The sequence below is a fragment of the Pseudomonas sp. HMSC063H08 genome (genome assembly GCF_001813645.1).
In the GTDB taxonomy this organism is placed as follows: domain Bacteria; phylum Pseudomonadota; class Gammaproteobacteria; order Pseudomonadales; family Pseudomonadaceae; genus Pseudomonas; species Pseudomonas aeruginosa.
In genome coordinates this window covers 13,982-32,936 of sequence record NZ_KV813313.1, presented here as the reverse complement: position 1 = coordinate 32,936, position 18,955 = coordinate 13,982, and the positions used below count along the sequence as shown (strand labels likewise).

The 18,955-nt window shown below is 60.3% G+C and carries 15 protein-coding genes; 1 reads left to right on the top strand and 14 read right to left on the bottom strand.

What is annotated here, in order from left to right:
* Nucleotides 1-15 precede the first annotated feature (15 nt).
* The 14 genes from HMPREF2924_RS35995 to mtnA form a co-directional block, all read right to left on the bottom strand.
* Nucleotides 16-930 (bottom strand): hypothetical protein, encoded by a 915-nt coding sequence (locus tag HMPREF2924_RS35995; protein WP_177344952.1) that lies wholly within the window; start codon nucleotides 928-930, stop codon nucleotides 16-18.
* Nucleotides 927-1,931, bottom strand: coding sequence for a glycosyltransferase family 2 protein (locus HMPREF2924_RS33710; RefSeq protein WP_003130527.1), 1,005 nt, complete (start codon nucleotides 1,929-1,931; stop codon nucleotides 927-929). The genes HMPREF2924_RS35995 and HMPREF2924_RS33710 overlap by 4 nt, the downstream gene beginning before the upstream one ends.
* A complete protein-coding gene (locus HMPREF2924_RS33705; RefSeq protein WP_015502630.1) occupies nucleotides 1,931-3,166 on the bottom strand; it encodes an oligosaccharide flippase family protein in 1,236 nt (411 codons plus the stop codon). Before HMPREF2924_RS33705 ends, HMPREF2924_RS33710 begins: the two co-directional genes overlap by 1 nt.
* Before the next feature lie 86 nt (nucleotides 3,167-3,252).
* Nucleotides 3,253-4,314, bottom strand: a complete 1,062-nt coding sequence (locus HMPREF2924_RS00130) for a Wzz/FepE/Etk N-terminal domain-containing protein (protein WP_003091440.1) — start codon at nucleotides 4,312-4,314, stop codon at nucleotides 3,253-3,255.
* Nucleotides 4,315-4,400: 86 nt separating this feature from the next.
* A complete protein-coding gene (locus HMPREF2924_RS33700) occupies nucleotides 4,401-4,643 on the bottom strand; it encodes a LapA family protein (protein ID WP_071534085.1) in 243 nt (80 codons plus the stop codon).
* 40 nt (nucleotides 4,644-4,683) lie between these two features.
* Nucleotides 4,684-4,968: an integration host factor subunit beta gene (gene ihfB / locus HMPREF2924_RS00125; protein ID WP_003091441.1), complete on the bottom strand. Its 285-nt coding sequence runs from the start codon at nucleotides 4,966-4,968 to the stop codon at nucleotides 4,684-4,686.
* 136 nt (nucleotides 4,969-5,104) lie between these two features.
* Nucleotides 5,105-6,784, bottom strand: coding sequence for a 30S ribosomal protein S1 (gene rpsA / locus HMPREF2924_RS00120; RefSeq protein WP_003091442.1), 1,680 nt, complete (start codon nucleotides 6,782-6,784; stop codon nucleotides 5,105-5,107).
* A 267-nt stretch (nucleotides 6,785-7,051) separates the two neighbouring features.
* Nucleotides 7,052-7,741, bottom strand: a complete 690-nt coding sequence (gene cmk / locus HMPREF2924_RS00115; RefSeq protein ID WP_003091443.1) for a (d)CMP kinase — start codon at nucleotides 7,739-7,741, stop codon at nucleotides 7,052-7,054.
* Nucleotides 7,741-9,981 (bottom strand): bifunctional prephenate dehydrogenase/3-phosphoshikimate 1-carboxyvinyltransferase, encoded by a 2,241-nt coding sequence (locus tag HMPREF2924_RS00110; protein WP_023091538.1) that lies wholly within the window; start codon nucleotides 9,979-9,981, stop codon nucleotides 7,741-7,743. The genes cmk and HMPREF2924_RS00110 overlap by 1 nt, the downstream gene beginning before the upstream one ends.
* Complete coding sequence (gene hisC, locus HMPREF2924_RS00105) at nucleotides 9,974-11,083, bottom strand: histidinol-phosphate transaminase (RefSeq protein ID WP_003130520.1); 1,110 nt, start codon at nucleotides 11,081-11,083, stop codon at nucleotides 9,974-9,976. The genes HMPREF2924_RS00110 and hisC overlap by 8 nt, the downstream gene beginning before the upstream one ends.
* Nucleotides 11,084-11,151: 68 nt before the next feature.
* The gene (pheA, locus tag HMPREF2924_RS00100; RefSeq protein ID WP_003091446.1) at nucleotides 11,152-12,249 is read right to left on the bottom strand and encodes a prephenate dehydratase; all 1,098 of its coding nucleotides are present in this window, start codon (nucleotides 12,247-12,249) and stop codon (nucleotides 11,152-11,154) included.
* Nucleotides 12,249-13,334, bottom strand: coding sequence for a 3-phosphoserine/phosphohydroxythreonine transaminase (gene serC / locus HMPREF2924_RS00095; RefSeq protein WP_003111764.1), 1,086 nt, complete (start codon nucleotides 13,332-13,334; stop codon nucleotides 12,249-12,251). Before serC ends, pheA begins: the two co-directional genes overlap by 1 nt.
* Nucleotides 13,335-13,421: 87 nt before the next feature.
* Nucleotides 13,422-16,193: a DNA gyrase subunit A gene (gene gyrA, locus HMPREF2924_RS00090; protein ID WP_012613862.1), complete on the bottom strand. Its 2,772-nt coding sequence runs from the start codon at nucleotides 16,191-16,193 to the stop codon at nucleotides 13,422-13,424.
* A 236-nt stretch (nucleotides 16,194-16,429) separates the two neighbouring features.
* Nucleotides 16,430-17,506, bottom strand: coding sequence for an S-methyl-5-thioribose-1-phosphate isomerase (gene mtnA / locus HMPREF2924_RS00085; RefSeq protein ID WP_003091449.1), 1,077 nt, complete (start codon nucleotides 17,504-17,506; stop codon nucleotides 16,430-16,432).
* 109 nt (nucleotides 17,507-17,615) lie between these two features.
* Between mtnA and HMPREF2924_RS00080 the strand changes: the two genes are divergently transcribed.
* The gene (locus tag HMPREF2924_RS00080; RefSeq protein WP_003130507.1) at nucleotides 17,616-18,950 is read left to right on the top strand and encodes a TRZ/ATZ family hydrolase; all 1,335 of its coding nucleotides are present in this window, start codon (nucleotides 17,616-17,618) and stop codon (nucleotides 18,948-18,950) included.
* The last annotated feature ends 5 nt before the right edge of the window (nucleotides 18,951-18,955 follow it).

The following is an 18,955-nucleotide window of genomic DNA, read 5'->3' as shown; positions in this document are numbered from 1 at the left end:
GGTCTCAGGTGAGCTTCATGCGATTGCCTTGAGAACCCCCCCTCCCCCAAAAACGCCCGCGCCCAAAACAAGTATCTCGCTACCGTAGAAAGACAATGTTTCCAAAGGCAGTGCAGTTACCCGATCGAATATGGATTCGAAGAATGGAACATCTTGCGAGACTGAGGAATCGGAGGTGAGGAGCCCGACAATCAGTCGATGCACGGTTTCCAGACTGCCAGCCCCGAAGTCTGCAAGGAAAAATACAGATAAACCCAGCCCTGCAAGAAGGAAGGTGAAAAACAAGTATGTCTTTTTGATCAGTTTTAGCCAATAGGCAAAAAATAAGACAATGACGATATTGGCCAGAGCAGCTTTCTGCAGCGACAGCATCGCCCCCAAGCAAAGAAGAAGGAAACATACCACGCGCGCCCAACCCTTTAGATAAAAGAGTGAAGCAAGTGCGGGAACTCCCACCATAACACCATATGCGGTCAAACTTCCTACCAATGATGCAAAACGGGCGCCCCCAGCACGCTCACTGGCTTCAGCGAACCATTCTATAGGTCCAAATACATACTGCCAGAGAAAAGAAAGAGCCGCCAGACTGAAGAAAAATGAAATAAGTTGCATGGGCACTTTTAGATTATCTCTGGCAAGAACCATAGCAACAAAGAGAAGAGGTAATGATGCCCACAACCTGAAAATCCCTATGGAATAGTCTCCATATAGATCGAACCATAACACCGAAACGAGCGAGGCATACGTCCAGAAGAAAATAACAAATATACCTAATGCGCTATATTTAATATCCCTCCAGTTATTAATAAATAAGAGAAAAAACAGCCCACAAAACCCAGCAAGAATTAAATAATACGCACCGGATAGATTCCGGAGAATATGAAAGAGAAACACAAAAAGGAGAACCAGAGCAACGCTTCTCTGCTTCACGAGTACCACCCATCTTTGTTTGCTTTCTCTTTGGAAAGTTTCGACTTTCTATCGAGAACCCCCTTCCGATAGGATGAGGCCAAAACGAGCCTATAAGCAGCTCTAGAGTAGAGCCATCGAATAGAGTCCGTTTTCTCTAGAGAATGAATAAGAATATTTGAAAACTTTGACTCCAGCGCAAGACACAGCACTGCTCTGAATAGACTCTGAAACTTGCTTGACAAAGCAAAGCCCGGCTCCATCCATCGTATAGGACCAAGAGTCTCAAGGTCATCAGTTGTTGCAACTTTCATGAATTCCGGCATTCCGTCACGGGCGGCATGATAGTACTTGCGACAGAACTTCGAAATACTGCCTTCCGGTTCGACATGCTCGATTTCAGCCCGACAAGGAAGAACAGAATAACCAAGCTTGCCAACCCTTAACCCAAACTCCGTATCTTCAAAGCCGTACCCAACAAATCGCTCATCAAAAAGAGCATTATCTTGGAGCAGAATATCCCTCTCAGCGAGCATATTCATGGTAACAATAGTTTTATACCCCAAGGAGTTGGGCAGCGGCTTGTCAGCAGAGAAGTGACAACTATCCCTATAGCGATAGTAATTACTCGTCGACACCAATGAGCAAGAAAATCTGACACCACCGCACCAGATAACGCGTTCCCCCCTTCGAGAGTTAGCAGCGTTCAGAAAATTCGAGAGATGAGCAGGATCTGGCACACAATCATCATCAAGAAGCACTACGTAGCGCCCCTTCGCTAAACGAACGCCTTTATTTCGTTTTGCACTAGCCGAATTCAGCTCGGCCTGCTCAAGACGGACGTTGAAGCCCTGAACCGCTTCGAACTCGCGGACCACATCGGGTGTTTCATCACCACTATTACTGTCGACAACAATAACTTCAAAATCCTTAAAAGCCAGAGACTGCGCTACAAGGCCGGCCAGGACCAATTTTAGTTCCTTGGGACGACGCCAAGTACTAACGACGACACTCAACAACATCAAAGTCCCCTTTTCTCTCTCAACTTAACCGTGGCCAGGAAAAACATTCCCATCCCCAAAGAGACCTCTGTAACGACCAGCGTCCACGCTCCAAAAAGCTCATCCCCCCAAAGCGCCAAGAGGATAAATGTTAATACCCCGCCCAATTCCGCAAAAAAAATTGCTCGCAAATATACACCATCATACCCAGAAGGAACAAGAGTCAACCCTCCATACAGAACACCAATACAAGCAAACACTGGCACTATCGAAAACATTCTTATTACAACAGTTAGACCTCTGGACTGTTCCGGGAATAGGAGATATGAAATGTATTCAGAAAATAAGAAAAGAAATAAACAACTAGGAATAGCTATTAGTAACATCAGACCTAGCGCTTTCCTTCTTAAACTGCCGACTGCCGGGTCGGCACTCGCATACATCCTGCTAAAAGTCGGAAATAGAGCGCTAGCTATGGGTGAAGTAGCAGCCGCGATCCCGCGAAGGAATTTATCCGCAGTAGAAAGCACTCCGGCCGCGGAGGCTCCACCAACAACACCAACCGCCGCAACGAGCACTTGCATGTGCAAGCTAAGAAAAGCCAGAGAAAGAAAAGATCGAGCACCGTCACGCAATATATCGAGAATTCTGTCTTTCTCGAGAACCGGGCGCCACCGTATTCCCATAGAAAATAAAATACAACAGAGAGCACTTCCACCTATGACATAGGAAAAACCAAACCCCAACGAAGCCAGCACAAGGTCAGAATCCTTCGTGACAAAAAAAACGACCAATAGAAAATAAAATACCTTAGACAAAAAATTGGTAAGCGCCAACCATCCAAACAGCGCTCTTCCCTGAAAGAACCATACTGCTTGAAGATAATTTCCAACTACTGCCGGAAGAGCAGCCGCAACCAATACAAGCAAGGGGATTGGTAAAATAGAAGATACAGCCAAAATGGCCAGCACTAAAAGTGAAAGCAGCAACAATAAGAATCTAGCACTCTGTACAACAGAAAAGAAACTAGACAGTTCAACTTTGTTATCGATAATGGCAGCCTTTCTTGATCCTGCCAGAATAAATCCAAAGTCTACCAGTTGACATAGAATGACAGCCACGGCCTGGGCAATCACCAATTGGCCAAACGCTTCGCTTGACAATGTTCTCGTGAGAAAAGGAATCGCAGCAAGAGGCAAAAGATAGTTGCTGCCCATGGATATACCGGAGTAGAAAACGCCCCGCCTTATTGACATTCTACTCGATACCCCCTAATACAATTCAACAACTACAACAAGTAAACCCTGATGCCAGTAAGTGGCATCAGGGTTTAGATCAAAACTTAGCGAAGAGAGCCATCGCTACGAAGCTTCCTTATAAAACCAGCGAGCACTGCGAGTAGAATTCCAATTATCAATCCTGCCAAAGTACCTATAGTAACTATAAGAATCTTCTTCGGCTTAATGGGTTGATTTGAAAAAGAGAGTCCCTCGTCTTCCTTGTAGACAGCCACCGCATCAGAATCCACAGACAAACTGGAGTTCCAAGATAGTTTCTCTTGGAGAGTTCTCAACTCAGGAATGAATGGAGCATCTACACTACGCGACTCAAGATTGTTGATTTCAGCGCGCAGCGCCTTAGCTCCTCGCATGTACATCAAGTCACCATCCATGATCGAGGAGAGTTGTTGCTCGGACGCCCCTTCTATTAATGGCGGGCCATCTATCTTGAGCGACTCCGCAATCAGCAATGCCTCCTTCAAACGTGCAATTCTATCATCACGGCGGCCCTTCGCCATATTCTGCAGCACGGTTATGCGGCTCTGCATTGCAGCATTTCTTACCTGGAAATCTCTACCTGCACTATCAATAACCTCATGCACGGCCCGATCCGCAGCCAAACGCACGAAAGCTTGTGCCCATGTAGCAAGAACCTCTCGCTTCGTGCCCTCCACAATTACCGTATAACGGTCTGCATCTGGCTTGTTAGCAGGATCAATCTTTACCTCTTTGGAGAACTTCTTATAAAACTCCTCCTGCTCATCTTCGCTTTCCGCTCCCTCACCCACCTGGGGAAGGTATATCTTATAGAAGAACTCTTTTTTATTCTCATCCGAAAGCAGATTGCGCGAAAAGATCGCATAGATACTTCTAACAGTATATGCATCTAGGCCATTCTCCCTTCTACCAACATTGAAACCTTCGATAGACCCAAGAGCAGGAGGCACTACTGCAACCCTATATTCATATACAGGCTTACTCAGATACGCATAGGTAAAAGACCCGATTAATGCAAGAAGAGTAGTCAGAAGAATCAGAACCTTGTTAACCCAAAGCTCCTTGACCAGCTTCACCAGGTCAACCTCACCATCAGCCGTCATCAAAGAAGAATTCTGCTTATTCACATTCAGTCCATCATCAGTCCAATCGGAAACTCTATCAGGGGAAAAGCCCAACAAGATATATTGGACACCACGATCCCCGACAAGTTCTACACGGAAGGTTGTCTTGACGACTTATGATGCGCAAAGCCTGCAAAAACTCCAAAAAACCAACCGAGCAGACCGCCCGCAACAAACACCAATGAAAATAACAATGCACTCGGAATCGCAGGCGTCTCCCACCCCAAGAAGGAAAATTGGATAAGAGCACGATTTTCCAAAGTAAAAATAATTGCCGACAAGGCCACAACCACTATCAGTAGCCCAACAAGCATTCTTTTAAGCGTGCGCATGAATACCTCCATACCAAGCAGGTCAAGCCTCTAAACAGCCTTATTCCGGCTCGTTGACCCGATCCCGCAACTCCTTGCCCGGCTTGAAGTGCGGCACGAACTTGCCGTCGAGGCGTACCGACTCCCCGGTCTTGGGGTTGCGACCGACGCGCGGGGCGCGGTAGTGCAAGGAAAAGCTGCCGAAACCACGGATCTCGATCCGGTCCCCGGTCGCCAGGGCCTGGGACATTTGCTCCAGCATGGTCTTGATTGCCAACTCGACATCCTTCGCGGACAGTTGCCCCTGATGGGTAACGATCCGTTCGATCAACTCCGACTTGGTCATGGTTTTCCCTTCTTTTTCAAGCGGCTAGATCAGCTCAGGTCTCTTTTAGCATGCTGATCAGTCTTTGAACAGGTCCAAGAAGGGGAAAACGAAAAAGGGCGGCCTAGGCCGCCCTTTTTCATGATGGATCAGAGACTTAGCCCTGATTCTCCATCTGAGCACGGATCAGATCACCAATGGTGGTCGGACCAGCGCTTTCTACTTCCTGCTTACGCAGTTCTTTCATTGCGTCCTTCTCGTCGTCGACGTCCTTGGACTTGACGGAGAGGCTGATGACGCGGCTCTTGCGGTCGATGCTGATGATCTTGGCTTCGACTTCCTCGCCTTCCTTCAGAACGTTGCGCGCGTCTTCGACGCGGTCACGGCTGATTTCGGAAGCCTTCAGGATACCTTCGATGTCGTCGCCCAGGCTGATGACAGCGCCTTTGGCGTCGACTTCCTTCACGGTACCGCGGACGATGCTGCCTTTCTCGTGCAGGGACGCGTAGTTGGAGAACGGATCGTCTTCCAGCTGCTTGATGCCCAGGGAGATGCGCTCGCGCTCCGGGTCGACCGACAGGATGACGGTTTCCAGCTCGTCGCCCTTCTTGAAGCGACGTACGGCTTCTTCGCCGACTTCGTTCCAGGAGATGTCGGACAGGTGGACCAGGCCGTCGATGCCGCCGTCCAGACCGATGAAGATACCGAAGTCGGTGATCGACTTGATGGTACCGGAGATACGGTCACCCTTGTTGAACTGGCTGGAGAAGTCTTCCCACGGGTTGGATTTGCACTGCTTGATGCCCAGGGAGATACGACGACGCTCTTCGTCGATGTCCAGAACCTGAACTTCCACTTCGTCGCCAACCTGGACGACTTTCGACGGATGGATGTTCTTGTTGGTCCAGTCCATTTCGGAGACGTGTACCAGGCCTTCCACGCCCTCTTCCAGCTCGGCGAAGCAGCCGTAGTCGGTGAGGTTGGTGACGCGGGCCATGACGCGGGTGCCTTCCGGGTAACGCGCCTTGATGGCAACCCACGGGTCTTCGCCCAGTTGCTTCAGGCCCAGGGATACACGGTTGCGCTCGCGGTCGAACTTCAGGACCTTGACGTCGATCTCGTCGCCAACGTTGACGATCTCGGACGGATGCTTGATGCGCTTCCAGGCCATGTCGGTGATGTGCAGCAGGCCGTCTACGCCGCCCAGGTCCACGAATGCGCCGTAGTCGGTGAGGTTCTTGACGATACCCTTGACCTGCTGGCCTTCCTGCAGCGATTCCAGCAGAGCTTCACGCTCGGCGCTGTTCTCGGCTTCCAGGACGCTGCGGCGGGAAACGACAACGTTGTTGCGCTTCTGGTCGAGCTTGATGACCTTGAACTCGAGCTCTTTGCCTTCCAGGTGGGTGGTGTCGCGAACCGGACGCACGTCGACCAGCGAACCCGGCAGGAACGCGCGGATGCCGTTGACGTCGACGGTGAAACCGCCCTTGACCTTGCCGTTGATGACGCCCTTGACCACTTCGTCGGCAGCGAAAGCCGCTTCCAGAACAATCCAGCTCTCGGCGCGCTTGGCTTTCTCGCGGGACAGCTTGGTCTCGCCAAAGCCGTCTTCTACCGCGTCCAATGCGACGTGGACTTCGTCACCCACCTTGATGGTCAGTTCGCCCTGTTCGTTGTAGAACTGCTCGACCGGGATGACGCCCTCGGATTTCAGACCGGCATGGACGGTGACCCAGTCACCATCGATGTCGACCACGATGCCGGTGATGATGGCACCCGGCTGCATGTCGAGGGATTTCAGACTTTCTTCAAAGAGTTCTGCGAAGCTTTCGCTCATGTTCATACCTGTAGTCAAAGGCCCGGAAGGGCCCGATTCCGCATCACCAGCCAATGCGGTCAAGTCATTAAATGAAGCCGCAGGACAATTTGCTGGTTTCCTGCTAGCTTCTGATTGCACTCCCGAATGGGAATGCCCAGTTGGGTTGTTCTGCGATGGCGCCATCCAAGTCGAGAGGCAACCCTCACCGCACCTGCAAAACGCCACAACATAAGGTCTGGAATATTAGCAACCAGGCCCTGTATCGTCAATTCCCGCGCCGAAACCTCAGACGTCCCAGCCCTGCCGCTCGCAGTGCCGGATGATCGTCTCGACCACCGCCTCGATGCTCATTTCGGTGGAGTCCAGCAGGATCGCGTCATCGGCCGGTTTCAGCGGCGCGACCGCGCGCTGGCTGTCGCGCTCGTCGCGCTCGCGGATTTCTTCCAGCAAGGCAGACTGGTCAACATCCGCGCCCTTCGCCTTCAACTGCAGGTAGCGTCGACGCGCACGCTCCTCCGCCGAGGCGGTGAGGAAGATCTTCAGAGGCGCATCGGGAAACACCACGGTGCCCATGTCGCGGCCGTCGGCCACCAACCCCGGCGCTTCGAGGAACGCCCGCTGGCGCTGCAGCAACGCATCGCGCACGGCCGGTAAGGCGGCGACCTGTGAGGCGCCGGCACCGACCTGCTCGGTACGGATCACATCGGTCACTTCCTCGCCTTCGAGAATGATGCGCTGCCCATGGCTGCCATCGGCGGCGACGAACTGCACATCGAGGTGCGCAGCCAGGACCTTCAGCGCCTCTTCATTGGTCAGGTCGACACCATGGTTGACCGCGGCGAACGCCAACAGCCGATAAAGCGCCCCGGAATCCAGCAGGTTCCAGCCCAGGCGCCGGGCGAGCAGCCCGGCGACCGTGCCCTTGCCGGCGCCACTGGGGCCATCGATGGCGAGCATCGGTACAGCGCCGTTCATCAATTGTTCTCCACGGCGACCCGGATACCGGTCTGGGCACACAGGGCGAGGAAGTTGGGGAAGGAGGTGGCGACGTTGGCGCAATCGTGGATGCGGATCGGCCCGCTGGCGCGCAGCGAAGCGACGCTGAAGGACATGGCGATACGGTGGTCGCCGTGCGCCCAGACTTCGCCGCCACCGAACGCACCACCCTCGATGACGATACCATCCGGGGTCGGCTCGGCCTTCACGCCCAGGGCCTTCAGGCCGTCGGCCATGACCTGGATACGGTCCGACTCCTTGACCCGCAGCTCTTCGGCGCCACGCAGGACCGTGCGCCCCTCGGCGCAGGCGGCAGCCACGAAGAGTACCGGGAACTCGTCGATAGCCAGTGGCACCAGGTCCTCGGGAATGTCGATGCCCTTGAGCCGCGCGGAGCGCACGCGGATGTCGGCGACCGGCTCGCCGCCGACCTCGCGCTGGTTTTCCAGGCTCAGGTCACCACCCATCAGGCGCAGGATCTCGATGACGCCGACGCGCGTCGGGTTGATGCCGACGTGCTGCAGGACCAGTTCCGAACCTTCGGCGATACTGGCGGCAACCAGGAAGAAGGCTGCCGAGGAAATGTCGGCCGGGACCTCGATATGGGTGGCGCTCAACTTATGCCCGGATTCGACCTTGGCGGTGCTGCCCTCGACCTCCACCGGATAGCCGAAGCCGCGCAGCATGCGCTCGGTGTGGTCGCGGGTCGGCGCCGGCTCGGTGACCGAGGTCTCACCCGCGGCGTAGAGCCCGGCGAGCAACAGGCAGGACTTCACCTGGGCGCTGGCCATCGGCATGTCGTAATGCATACCGGTGAGGCGCTGGCCGCCGCGAATGGTCATCGGCGGACGGCCTTCCGGCCCCGTCTCGATTACCGCGCCCATCTCGCGCAGCGGCTTGGCTACGCGATTCATCGGCCGCTTGGAAAGGGAAGCGTCGCCGGTCAGGGTGCTGTCGAACGGCTGGGCCGCCAGCAGACCGCTGAGCAGACGCATGGAAGTACCGGAGTTACCCAGGTAGATCGGCCCAGGCGGCGCCTTGAGGCCGTGCAGGCCAACGCCATGGACGGTGACGCGGCCGTTCTGCGGCCCCTCGATCACCACTCCCATGTCGCGGAACGCCTGGATGGTTGCCAGTGCGTCCTCGCCCTCGAGGAAGCCCTCCACTTCGGTGGTGCCTTCGGCCAGGGAGCCGAGCATGATCGAGCGATGGGAGATCGACTTGTCGCCCGGTACCCGGATGGTTCCGGACAGGCTGCCGCCCGGCTGGGCCAGATAAATCAGGTCGTTGTTGTGCATGGCGTCCACATAGGCCCGACGGGCCAGGATTTTGCTGAAATGCTCACGGGCTACCCGGGCGCGCGTGAAAACGCCCAACAACTGGTGCCCGTCCCCAGTGTCGACGGCCTCGCGCAGCGCGTCGAGGTCGTCACGAAAAACATCCAGTGTACGCAGCACCGCCTCGCGATTGGCGAGAAAGATGTCGTGCCACATCACCGGGTCGCTGCCGGCGATCCGTGTGAAATCACGGAAACCGCCGGCGGCATAGCGGAAGATCTCCAGGTTCTCGCTGCGCTTGGCCAGGGAGTCGACCAGGGTGAAGGCCAGCAGGTGAGGCAGGTGGCTGGTGGCCGCCAGAACCTCGTCGTGATGCTCGACCTCCATGTGCTCGACGTCCGCGCCCAGCGCGCGCCACAGGCTGTCGACCAGCGCCAGCGCGTCGGCATCGGTCTCCGCGGAGGGCGTGAGAATCACCTTGTGCCGGCGGAACAGGGTCGCCTTCGCCGCGGTCACTCCGCTCTGCTCGGAACCCGCGATCGGATGCCCCGGTACCAGGTACCGCGGCATCCCGCCGAACGCGGCACGCGCGGCACGCACGATATTGCCCTTGGCGCTGCCAACGTCGGTCAATACAGCCTTGCCCAGATCGAGTTTCGCCAGGTCGGCCAGCACCCGTTCCATCGCCAGGATCGGCACCGCCAGCTGGATCACGTCGGCGCCGACGCAGGCGCGGCCAAGATCCTCCTCGCAACGGTCGACCACGCCGAGTTCCACCGCCAGGCGGCAAGACTCGGCATCCCGATCCACGCCGACCACTTCGCGGAACAACCCTTTGCTCCGCAACCCCTTGGCGAAGGAGCCGCCGATCAGGCCCAGCCCCACCACCACCAGGCGGCCCAGCTTAGGGGTCGACTGTTGCAGCGGCGTGACCTCAGTCATGCGCCAGCACCTTGCCCAGCGCCTGGAGGAAACGATCGTTCTCTTCCGGCAGCCCGATGGAGACGCGCAGGAAGGTCGGCATCCCGTAGCCAGCCACCGGACGCACGATCACGCCTTCGCGCAGCAGCGCCTGGTAAACCGGACCGGCATCACGAGCCAGATCCACGGCGATGAAGTTGCCCTTCGAGGGAATCCAGGACAGGCCCAACGCGTGAAAGCCATCCTCCAGCTGCGCCATGCCGGAATCGTTTAGGCGGCGACTCTGCGCCAGGTAGTCATGGTCATCCAGCGCCGCGCAGGCAGCCGCCAGGGCCAGGCTATTGACATTGAACGGCTGGCGCACGCGGTTGAGCACATCGGCCACCGCCTTGCTCGAAAGCGCGTAGCCGACCCGCAGCGAAGCCAAGCCATAGGCCTTGGAGAAGGTCCGCGAGACCAGCAGGTTGGGATGGTGCGCCAGGTAGTCCAGGCCATCGGGCAGCTCGTCGCCCTCGGCGTATTCGATATAGGCCTCGTCCAGCACCACCAGCACCTCCGCCGGCACCTGGGCGAGGAACCGCTCCAGGGCGTCCGCACCGAACCAGGTCCCGGTCGGGTTGTTCGGGTTGGCGACGAACACCACGCGAGTTTGCCTATCGATGGCGGCGAGCATCGCTTCCAGGTCATGCCCCCAGGCGCGCGCCTTGACCGCCCGCCCCTCGGCGCCCACGGCCTGGGTGGCGATCGGGTAGACGGCGAAGGCATGTTCGCTGAACACGGCGTTCAGACCAGGCGCGAGGTAGGCACGGGCGACCAGGTCGAGAATGTCGTTGGAGCCGTTGCCCAGGGTCACCTGCGCCGCATCCACCGCGCAACGCTCGGCCAGCTTGCGCTTGAGTTCGAAACCGTTGCCGTCAGGATAACGGGTCAGTTCCGCCAGTTCGGCGCGGATAGCCTCCAGCGCCTTTGGGCTCGCACCCAGCGGGTTCTCGTTGCTGGCGAGCTTGACGATCGCCGCAGGGTCGATGCCCAGCTCGCGGGCCAGTTCGTCCACCGGCTTGCCAGGGACGTAGGGCGACAGCTTTTGCACCCCCGGCTGGGCCAGGGCAAGGAAATCGGACATGGATAGTTCAGCCTCGACGCGGGACGGGGCATTCATCGATGACCCGTCTCTTCGGAATGACAGCGCGCTCAGAGCACCGCTTTCGGATAGGAGCCCAGGACCTTCAGGGCGACGGCTTCCTGGCCGATCTTCTCCAGGACGTCCTTGATCAGCGGTTCTTTATGGTGGCCGACGAAATCGATGAAGAACACGTAGGTCCATTTGCCGCTGCGCGACGGGCGGGTTTCGATGCGGGTCAGGTCGATACCGTTGTTGTGGAACGGTACCAGCAGCTCGTGCAGGGCTCCCGGCTTGTTGCGCATGGAAACGATGATCGAGGTCTTGTCGTCGCCGGTCGGCGGAACCTCCTGGTTGCCGATGATCAGGAAGCGCGTGGAGTTGTCCGGGCGGTCCTCGATCTTCTCGTGCAGCTTGCTCAGGTCGTACAGGCTGGCCGCCATGTCGCCGGCGATCGCCGCCGAATTCCACTCGCTCTTCACCCGCTTGGCCGCGTCGGCGTTGCTCGACACCGCCACCCGCTCGACGCTCGGGTAGTGCGAGTCCAGCCACTTGCGACATTGCGCGAGGGATTGGGCATGGGAATAGATCCGGGTGATGTTGTCGGTCTTGGTGGTTTCGCCGACCAGCAGGTGATGGTGGATACGCAACTCGACTTCGCCGCAGATCACCATGTCGTGCTCGAGGAAGCTGTCGAGGGTATGGTTGACCGCCCCCTCGGTGGAGTTTTCCACAGGCACCACGCCGAAGTTCACCGCGCCGGCGGCGACCTCGCGGAACACCTCGTCGATCGCCGCCATCGGCGTGCTGATCACCGCGTTGCCGAAATGCTTGAGTGCCGCGGCCTGGGTAAAGGTGCCCTCGGGTCCGAGATAGGCCACTTTCAGCGGCTGCTCAAGCGCCAGGCAGGACGACATGATCTCGCGGAACAGCCGCGCGACCTCTTCGTTGTCCAGCGGCCCCTTGTTCAATTGCATGATGTGCTTGAGCACCCAGGCTTCGCGCTCGGGACGGTAGAACACCGGCGCCTCGCCCTCGCCCAGGGTTTGGGTCTTCACTCGCGCCACGTCCTGGGCGCAACGGGCACGCTCGCTGATCAGCTCGAGCAACTTCTCGTCGAGGCTGTCGATGCGCAGGCGCAAGGCCTTGAGCTGGTCCTGGTCCGCCATCAGCCGTGCTCCTTCTCGAACTCCGCCATGTATGCGACCAGCGCCTCGACCGCGTCCAGGCCAAGGGCGTTGTAGATGGAAGCGCGCATGCCGCCGACCGAGCGGTGGCCTTTCAGGTTGAGCAGCCCGCGCGCCTCGGCGCCTTCCAGGAACGGCTTGTCGAGACGCTCGTCGGCCAGGCGGAACGGCACGTTCATCCAGGAGCGGGCGCTCGGCTGGATCGGGTTGGTGTAAAAGTCGCTGGCATCGATGGTCTTGTACAGCAGGTCCTTCTTGGCGCGGTTGCGCTGCTCCATCGCGGTCACCCCGCCCTGCTCCTTCAGCCATTCGAAGACCAGGCCGGACAGGTACCAGGAGTAGGTCGCCGGGGTGTTGTACATGGAACCGTTGTCCGCGGCGATCTTGTAGTTGAGCATGGTCGGGCAGACGCTGCGGGCGCGGCCGAGCAGGTCTTCGCGAACGATCACCACCACCAGGCCGGACGGGCCGATGTTCTTCTGCGCCCCGGCATAGATCAGGCCGAAGCGGGACACGTCGAGCGGGCGCGAGAGGATATCGGAGGACATGTCGGTGACCAGCGGCACGTCGCCGGTCTCGGGAATCCAGTCGAACTCGAGGCCGCCGATGGTCTCGTTGGAGGCGTAGTGCACATAGGCCGCGTCCTTGGTCAGCGTCCACTCGTTCTGACCCGGAATGGCGAAGTAATCGTACTCCTTGGCGCTGGCCGCGACATTCACTGTGCCATAGCGACGAGCCTCCTCGATGGCCTTCTTCGACCAGATACCGGTATCGATATAGTCGGCGACGCCATCTTCGGGCAGCAGGTTCAGCGGAATCTCGGCGAACTGCTGGCTGGCGCCGCCCTGCAGGAACAGCACCTTGTAGTCCGAGGGAATGTCGAGCAGGTCGCGCAGGTCCTGCTCGGCCTTGCTGGCGATGGCCACGTAGTCATCACTACGGTGGCTCATTTCCATGACCGAAAGGCCCTTGCCCCGCCAGTCGAGAAGCTCGGCCTGGGCACGTTGCAGAACTGCGTCGGGAAGCGCCGCGGGACCGGCGCAGAAATTGAAGGCTCGCTTGCTCACATCCACTCTCGCTATAGGTAGGGCGGATAGCCGTGAGTTATCCGCCGAGGTCATCGGCCGGGCGGGCGCAGGCGCCCGCCCCGAGCCTTACTCTTCGTTGCCTTCCGCTTCCGCCGCGGGCTCGGACTCGGACTCGGCCGACTCGCCCAGAGATTCGGCAGCTTCCTCGCCCTCGGGCAGGTCCTCGTCATCTCCGCCCGACGGCTCCTGGACACGCTCCAGACCGACCAGTACCTCGTCGCTGGCGAGCTTGATCAGGGTTACGCCCTGGGTATTGCGGCCGGACAGGGAGACTTCGTCGACACGCGTCCGCACCAGGGTGCCCTGGTCGGAAATCAGCATGATCTCCTCGCCTTCCTGGACCTGTACCGCGGCGATCAGCGCGCCGTTGCGCTCGTTGGTGACCATGGCGATCACCCCCTGGCCGCCGCGGCCGCGACGCGGGAACTTGCTCAGCGGGGTACGCTTGCCGAAGCCGCGCTCGGAGGCGGTGAGGATCTGCGCCCCGGACTCCGGAATCAGCATGGAGATCAGCTGCTGCCCCTTGCCCAGGCGCATGCCACGTACGCCGCGGGCGTTGCGGCCCATGATGCGCACCACGCTCTCGGCGAAGCGGATCACCTTGCCGGCGCTGGAGAACAGCATGACTTCCTTGGCGCCATCGGTGATCGCGGCGGCGATCAGGGTGTCGCCCTCTTCCAGCTTGAGCGCGATCAGGCCGCTGCTGCGCGGACGGCTGAACTGCACCAGCGGGGTCTTCTTCACGGTACCGAAGGCGGTGGCCATGAAGATGTAGGCGCCGGTCGGCTCGGCCACCAGCTCGGCGGTCTCGCCCTCGACTTCCTCGACCTCGGCGGCCTCAACCACCTCGCCCTCGAGCACCGCGCCTTCGGCTTCGTCGAGGTCGTCATCGGCGCCACCGTTCTGCTGCAGCGCCTCCAGGTCGATCTGCAACATCGCGGTGATCCGCTCGCCCTCATCCAGCGGCAGCAGGTTCACCAGCGGCCGGCCACGCGCGGTACGCGAGGCTTCCGGAATCTCGAAGGTACGCAGCCAGTAGACCTTGCCCTTGCTGGAGAACAGCAGGAGGGTCGCATGGCTGTTGGCCACCAGCAGGTGTTCGATGTAGTCCTCGTCCTTCATCCCGGTGGCGGACTTGCCTTTGCCGCCGCGACGCTGCGCCTGGTAGGCGGCCAGCGGCTGGGACTTGGCGTAGCCGCCGTGGGAGATGGTCACCACGCGGTCTTCCTCGGTGATCAGGTCGGCGATGGTCAGGTCGACCTGGGAAGCCACGATCTCGGTGCGGCGAGCATCGCCGAATTCGGCCTTGACCGCTTCCAGCTCCTCACGGATCACCTCCATCAGGCGCGCCGGGTTGGTCAGGATGCGGATCAGCTCGCCGATCAGGTTGAGGATTTCCTGGTATTCGGAGAGCAGCTTCTCGTGCTCCAGGCCGGTCAGGCGATGCAGGCGCAGCTCGAGGATCGCCTGGGCCTGTTCCGGCGACAGGTAGTACTTGCCGTCGCGCAGGCCGTACTGCGGATCCAGGTCTTCCGGACGACAGGCGTCGGCGCCGGCACGCTCGACCATCGCTTCCACCGCGCTGGACTCCCAGGCAGTGGCGATCAGGCGTTCCTTGGCCTCGGCCGGGGTCGGCGAACTCTTGATCAGCTCGATCACCGGATCGATGTTCGACAGGGCGACCGCCTGGCCTTCCAGGATGTGCCCGCGCTCGCGGGCCTTGCGCAGCTCGTAGACGGTACGCCGGGTCACCACTTCGCGGCGGTGGCGGACGAACACTTCGAGCATGTCCTTCAGGTTCAGCGTGCGCGGCTGGCCGTCGACCAGGGCCACCACGTTGATGCCGAACACACTCTGCAGCTGGGTCTGGGCGTAGAGGTTGTTGAGGACCACCTCGCCCACCTCGCCGCGACGCAGCTCGATGACCACGCGCATGCCGTCCTTGTCGGACTCGTCGCGCAGCTCGGAAATACCCTCGATCTTCTTCTCTTTCACCAGCTCGGCGATCTTCTCGATCAACCGCGCCTTGTTCAATTGGTACGGTAGCTCGGTGATGATGATCTGCTCGCGACCGCCGCCCTTCTCCATCTCCTCGACGACGGCGCGGGCGCGGATGTAGATGCGCCCGCGACCGGTGCGGTAGGCCTCGATGATCCCGGCGCGGCCGTTGATGATGCCGGCGGTGGGGAAGTCCGGACCGGGGATGTACTGCATCAGCTCATCGACGGTCAGGTCGGGGTTGTCCATCAGCGCCAGGCAGCCGTCGATCACTTCGCCGAGGTTGTGCGGCGGGATGTTGGTCGCCATGCCCACGGCGATACCGCTGGAACCGTTGACCAGCAGGTTGGGAATCTTGGTCGGCATGACCGCCGGGATCTGCTCGGTGCCATCGTAGTTGGGCACCCAGTCGACGGTTTCCTTTTCCAGGTCCGCCAGCAGTTCGTGGGCCAGCTTGGCCATGCGCACTTCGGTGTATCGCATGGCTGCGGCGTTGTCGCCGTCCACCGAACCGAAGTTGCCCTGGCCGTCTACCAGCATGTAGCGCAGCGAGAACGGCTGCGCCATGCGCACGATGGTGTCGTAGACCGCGATGTCGCCGTGCGGGTGGTACTTACCGATCACGTCGCCGACCACACGGGCGGATTTCTTGTAGGGCTTGTTCCAGTCGTTGCCCAGCTCGCTCATGGCATAAAGCACACGGCGGTGCACCGGCTTCAGGCCGTCACGTGCATCCGGCAGGGCCCGCCCGACGATCACGCTCATCGCGTAGTCGAGATAGGACTGTTTCAGCTCGTCTTCGATATTGACCGGGAGAATTTCTTTGGCCAGTTCGCCCATGAGAAGCCTGGTTCCTTTTTCTGGTGGAACTTCGCCGCCTCGATCCTGAGGCAAACGAAGTAGGTCGGCGCATGCCCGAGCAGCGCCAACTCACTACAAATCAACGACTTGAGTCAAGGATTCGCGCACTCTCGAGGCCCCTCCGCGGGGCGCTCGAATAACCGTCGGAGCTTACCACAGCCCACGCCCCAGCCCAAGGCAAAGGCCCTGGCGGGGACGACCTCCAGTCGCCTCGTTCAATGCAGGCGCTTGCGGCTCATCAGGGCGGCCATGCGCTCGGCGTCGGGACGCTCGACGACGCCACGCTCGGTCACGATGGCATCGATAAGGTCCGCCGGGGTCACGTCGAATACCGGATTGTAGGCATCGACCTCGGCCGCTACCCGTCGCCCGCCGATTTCCAGCAGCTCGCGACCGTCGCGCTCTTCGATCGGGATGTCCTCGCCGCTCTCCAGGTTCATGTCGATGGTCGAACTCGGCGCCACCACCATGAAGCGCACGCCGTGGTGCATGGCGTTGACTGCCAACTGGTAGGTGCCGATCTTGTTGGCGACATCGCCATTGGCGGTGATGCGGTCGGCGCCGACGATGACCCAGGTGATGTTCTCGGTCTTCATCAGGTGCGCGGCGGCCGAATCCACGTTCAGGCTGACCGGGATGCCTTCGTTGGCCAGTTCCCAGGCGGTCAGCCGCGAGCCCTGGAGCCAGGGCCGGGTTTCGTCGGCGTAGATGCGATTGACCAGGCCTTCCAGGTGCGCGGCGCGGATCACCCCCAGCGCGGTGCCGAACCCGCCGGTCGCCAGGGCGCCGGTATTGCAGTGGGTGAGGATGTTCTGCGGGCTGCCCTGCTGCTTGCGGATCAGCTCCATACCCAACTGGGCCATGGTCAGGTTGGCCTCGCGGTCGCTTTCATGGATGGAGATCGCCTCGGCTTCCAGCACCGCCAGCGGCTGGTCGCCCTCTTTCATTCGCTCCAGACGGTCGCGCATGCGGTTCAGCGCCCAGAACAGGTTGACCGCCGTGGGTCGCGAGTCGGCCAGCAGGCGGAAGTCCTCCTCCAGCGCGGCGCGCCAGTCGCCGCCCTGCGCCAGGCGCGCGCGGGCGCCAAGGACGATGCCGTAGGCGGCGCTGATGCCGATGGCCGGCGCGCCGCGCACGACCATATCGCGAATGGCCTTGGCCACCTCGGCCGCCGACTCATGTTCGAGCCAGACCTCCTCCTGGGGCAGCAGGCGCTGATCCAGCAACCGCAGCGTACCGTCCCGCCACTCGATCGCCTTGACCCGCTCGGCCGCCAGCAGTCGCTCTCGCATGCACACACCTCTCGCTGAATCACGGAAAAGCTGCGGATTATAACGAGCCCCAGCCGCGGACGCTCGGGTATACTTCCGGCTTCCCGCTCTGCGCCCAGGATGCGCCGCCATGCCCAACGTCCGTAACCCCTTCGACCTCCTCCTGCTGCCGACCTGGATCGTCCCCGTGGAGCCCGCCGGGGTGGTGCTGCGCGATCACGCGCTGGGCATCCGCGACGGCCAGATCGCCCTGGTCGCGCCGCGCGAGCAGGCCATGCGCCATGGCGCCACGGAAATCCGCGAATTGCCCGGCATGCTGCTCGCCCCCGGCCTGGTCAACGCCCACGGCCATTCGGCAATGAGTCTGTTCCGCGGTCTCGCCGACGACCTGCCGCTGATGACCTGGCTGCAGGACCACATCTGGCCGGCCGAAGGCCAATGGGTCAGCGAGGACTTCATCCGCGACGGCACGGAGCTGGCCATCGCCGAACAGGTAAAGGGCGGCATCACCTGTTTCTCCGACATGTACTTCTATCCACAGGCCATCTGCGGCGTGGTCCATGACAGCGGGGTACGCGCCCAGGTGGCGATCCCGGTGCTGGACTTCCCGATCCCCGGCGCCCGCGACAGCGCCGAGGCGATCCGCCAGGGCATGGCACTGTTCGACGACCTCAAGCACCACCCGCGCATCCGCATCGCCTTCGGCCCGCACGCCCCTTATACGGTGAGCGACGACAAGCTGGAGCAGATCCTGGTGCTCACCGAGGAACTCGACGCCAGCATCCAGATGCACGTCCACGAGACCGCCTTCGAGGTGGAGCAGGCCATGGAGCGCAACGGCGAGCGCCCGTTGGCCCGCCTGCACCGCCTCGGCCTGCTCGGCCCGCGCTTCCAGGCGGTGCACATGACCCAGGTAGACGACGACGACCTGGCGATGCTGGTGGAAACCAACAGTTCGGTGATCCACTGCCCGGAATCCAACCTCAAGCTGGCCAGCGGCTTCTGCCCGGTGGAAGAGCTCTGGCAGGCCGGGGTCAACGTGGCCATCGGCACCGACGGCGCGGCGAGCAACAACGATCTCGACCTGCTCGGCGAGACCCGCACCGCGGCGCTGCTGGCCAAGGCCGTGTACGGCCAGGCCACCGCCCTCGACGCCCACCGCGCGCTGCGCATGGCCACCCTGAACGGCGCCCGCGCGCTTGGCCTGGAGCGCCTGATCGGCTCCCTGGAAGCCGGCAAGGCCGCCGACCTGGTGGCCTTCGATCTGTCCGGCCTGGCCCAGCAACCGGTCTACGACCCGGTTTCGCAACTTATCTATGCCAGCGGCCGCGACTGCGTGCGGCACGTCTGGGTCGGCGGCAGGCAACTCCTCGACGACGGCCGCCTGCTCCGTCACGACGAACAGCGCCTGATCGCCAGGGCCCGCGAATGGGGGGCGAAGATCGCCGCCAGCGACAGGTCCTGAACCGC

What these genes read in the sequence shown, in the direction of transcription:
- HMPREF2924_RS33710 (WP_003130527.1), bottom strand. Translation starts at nt 1,931, where the DNA reads ATGTTGTTGAGTGTCGTCGTTAGTACTTGGCGTCGTCCCAAGGAACTA.
- HMPREF2924_RS33705 (WP_015502630.1), bottom strand. Translation starts at nt 3,166, where the DNA reads ATGTCAATAAGGCGGGGCGTTTTCTACTCCGGTATATCCATGGGCAGC.
- HMPREF2924_RS33700 (WP_071534085.1), bottom strand. Translation starts at nt 4,643, where the DNA reads ATGCGCACGCTTAAAAGAATGCTTGTTGGGCTACTGATAGTGGTTGTG.
- ihfB (WP_003091441.1), bottom strand. Translation starts at nt 4,968, where the DNA reads ATGACCAAGTCGGAGTTGATCGAACGGATCGTTACCCATCAGGGGCAA.
- rpsA (WP_003091442.1), bottom strand. Translation starts at nt 6,784, where the DNA reads ATGAGCGAAAGCTTCGCAGAACTCTTTGAAGAAAGTCTGAAATCCCTC.
- cmk (WP_003091443.1), bottom strand. Translation starts at nt 7,741, where the DNA reads ATGAACGGCGCTGTACCGATGCTCGCCATCGATGGCCCCAGTGGCGCC.
- HMPREF2924_RS00110 (WP_023091538.1), bottom strand. Translation starts at nt 9,981, where the DNA reads ATGACTGAGGTCACGCCGCTGCAACAGTCGACCCCTAAGCTGGGCCGC.
- hisC (WP_003130520.1), bottom strand. Translation starts at nt 11,083, where the DNA reads ATGTCCGATTTCCTTGCCCTGGCCCAGCCGGGGGTGCAAAAGCTGTCG.
- pheA (WP_003091446.1), bottom strand. Translation starts at nt 12,249, where the DNA reads ATGGCGGACCAGGACCAGCTCAAGGCCTTGCGCCTGCGCATCGACAGC.
- gyrA (WP_012613862.1), bottom strand. Translation starts at nt 16,193, where the DNA reads ATGGGCGAACTGGCCAAAGAAATTCTCCCGGTCAATATCGAAGACGAG.
- mtnA (WP_003091449.1), bottom strand. Translation starts at nt 17,506, where the DNA reads ATGCGAGAGCGACTGCTGGCGGCCGAGCGGGTCAAGGCGATCGAGTGG.
- HMPREF2924_RS00080 (WP_003130507.1), top strand. Translation starts at nt 17,616, where the DNA reads ATGCCCAACGTCCGTAACCCCTTCGACCTCCTCCTGCTGCCGACCTGG.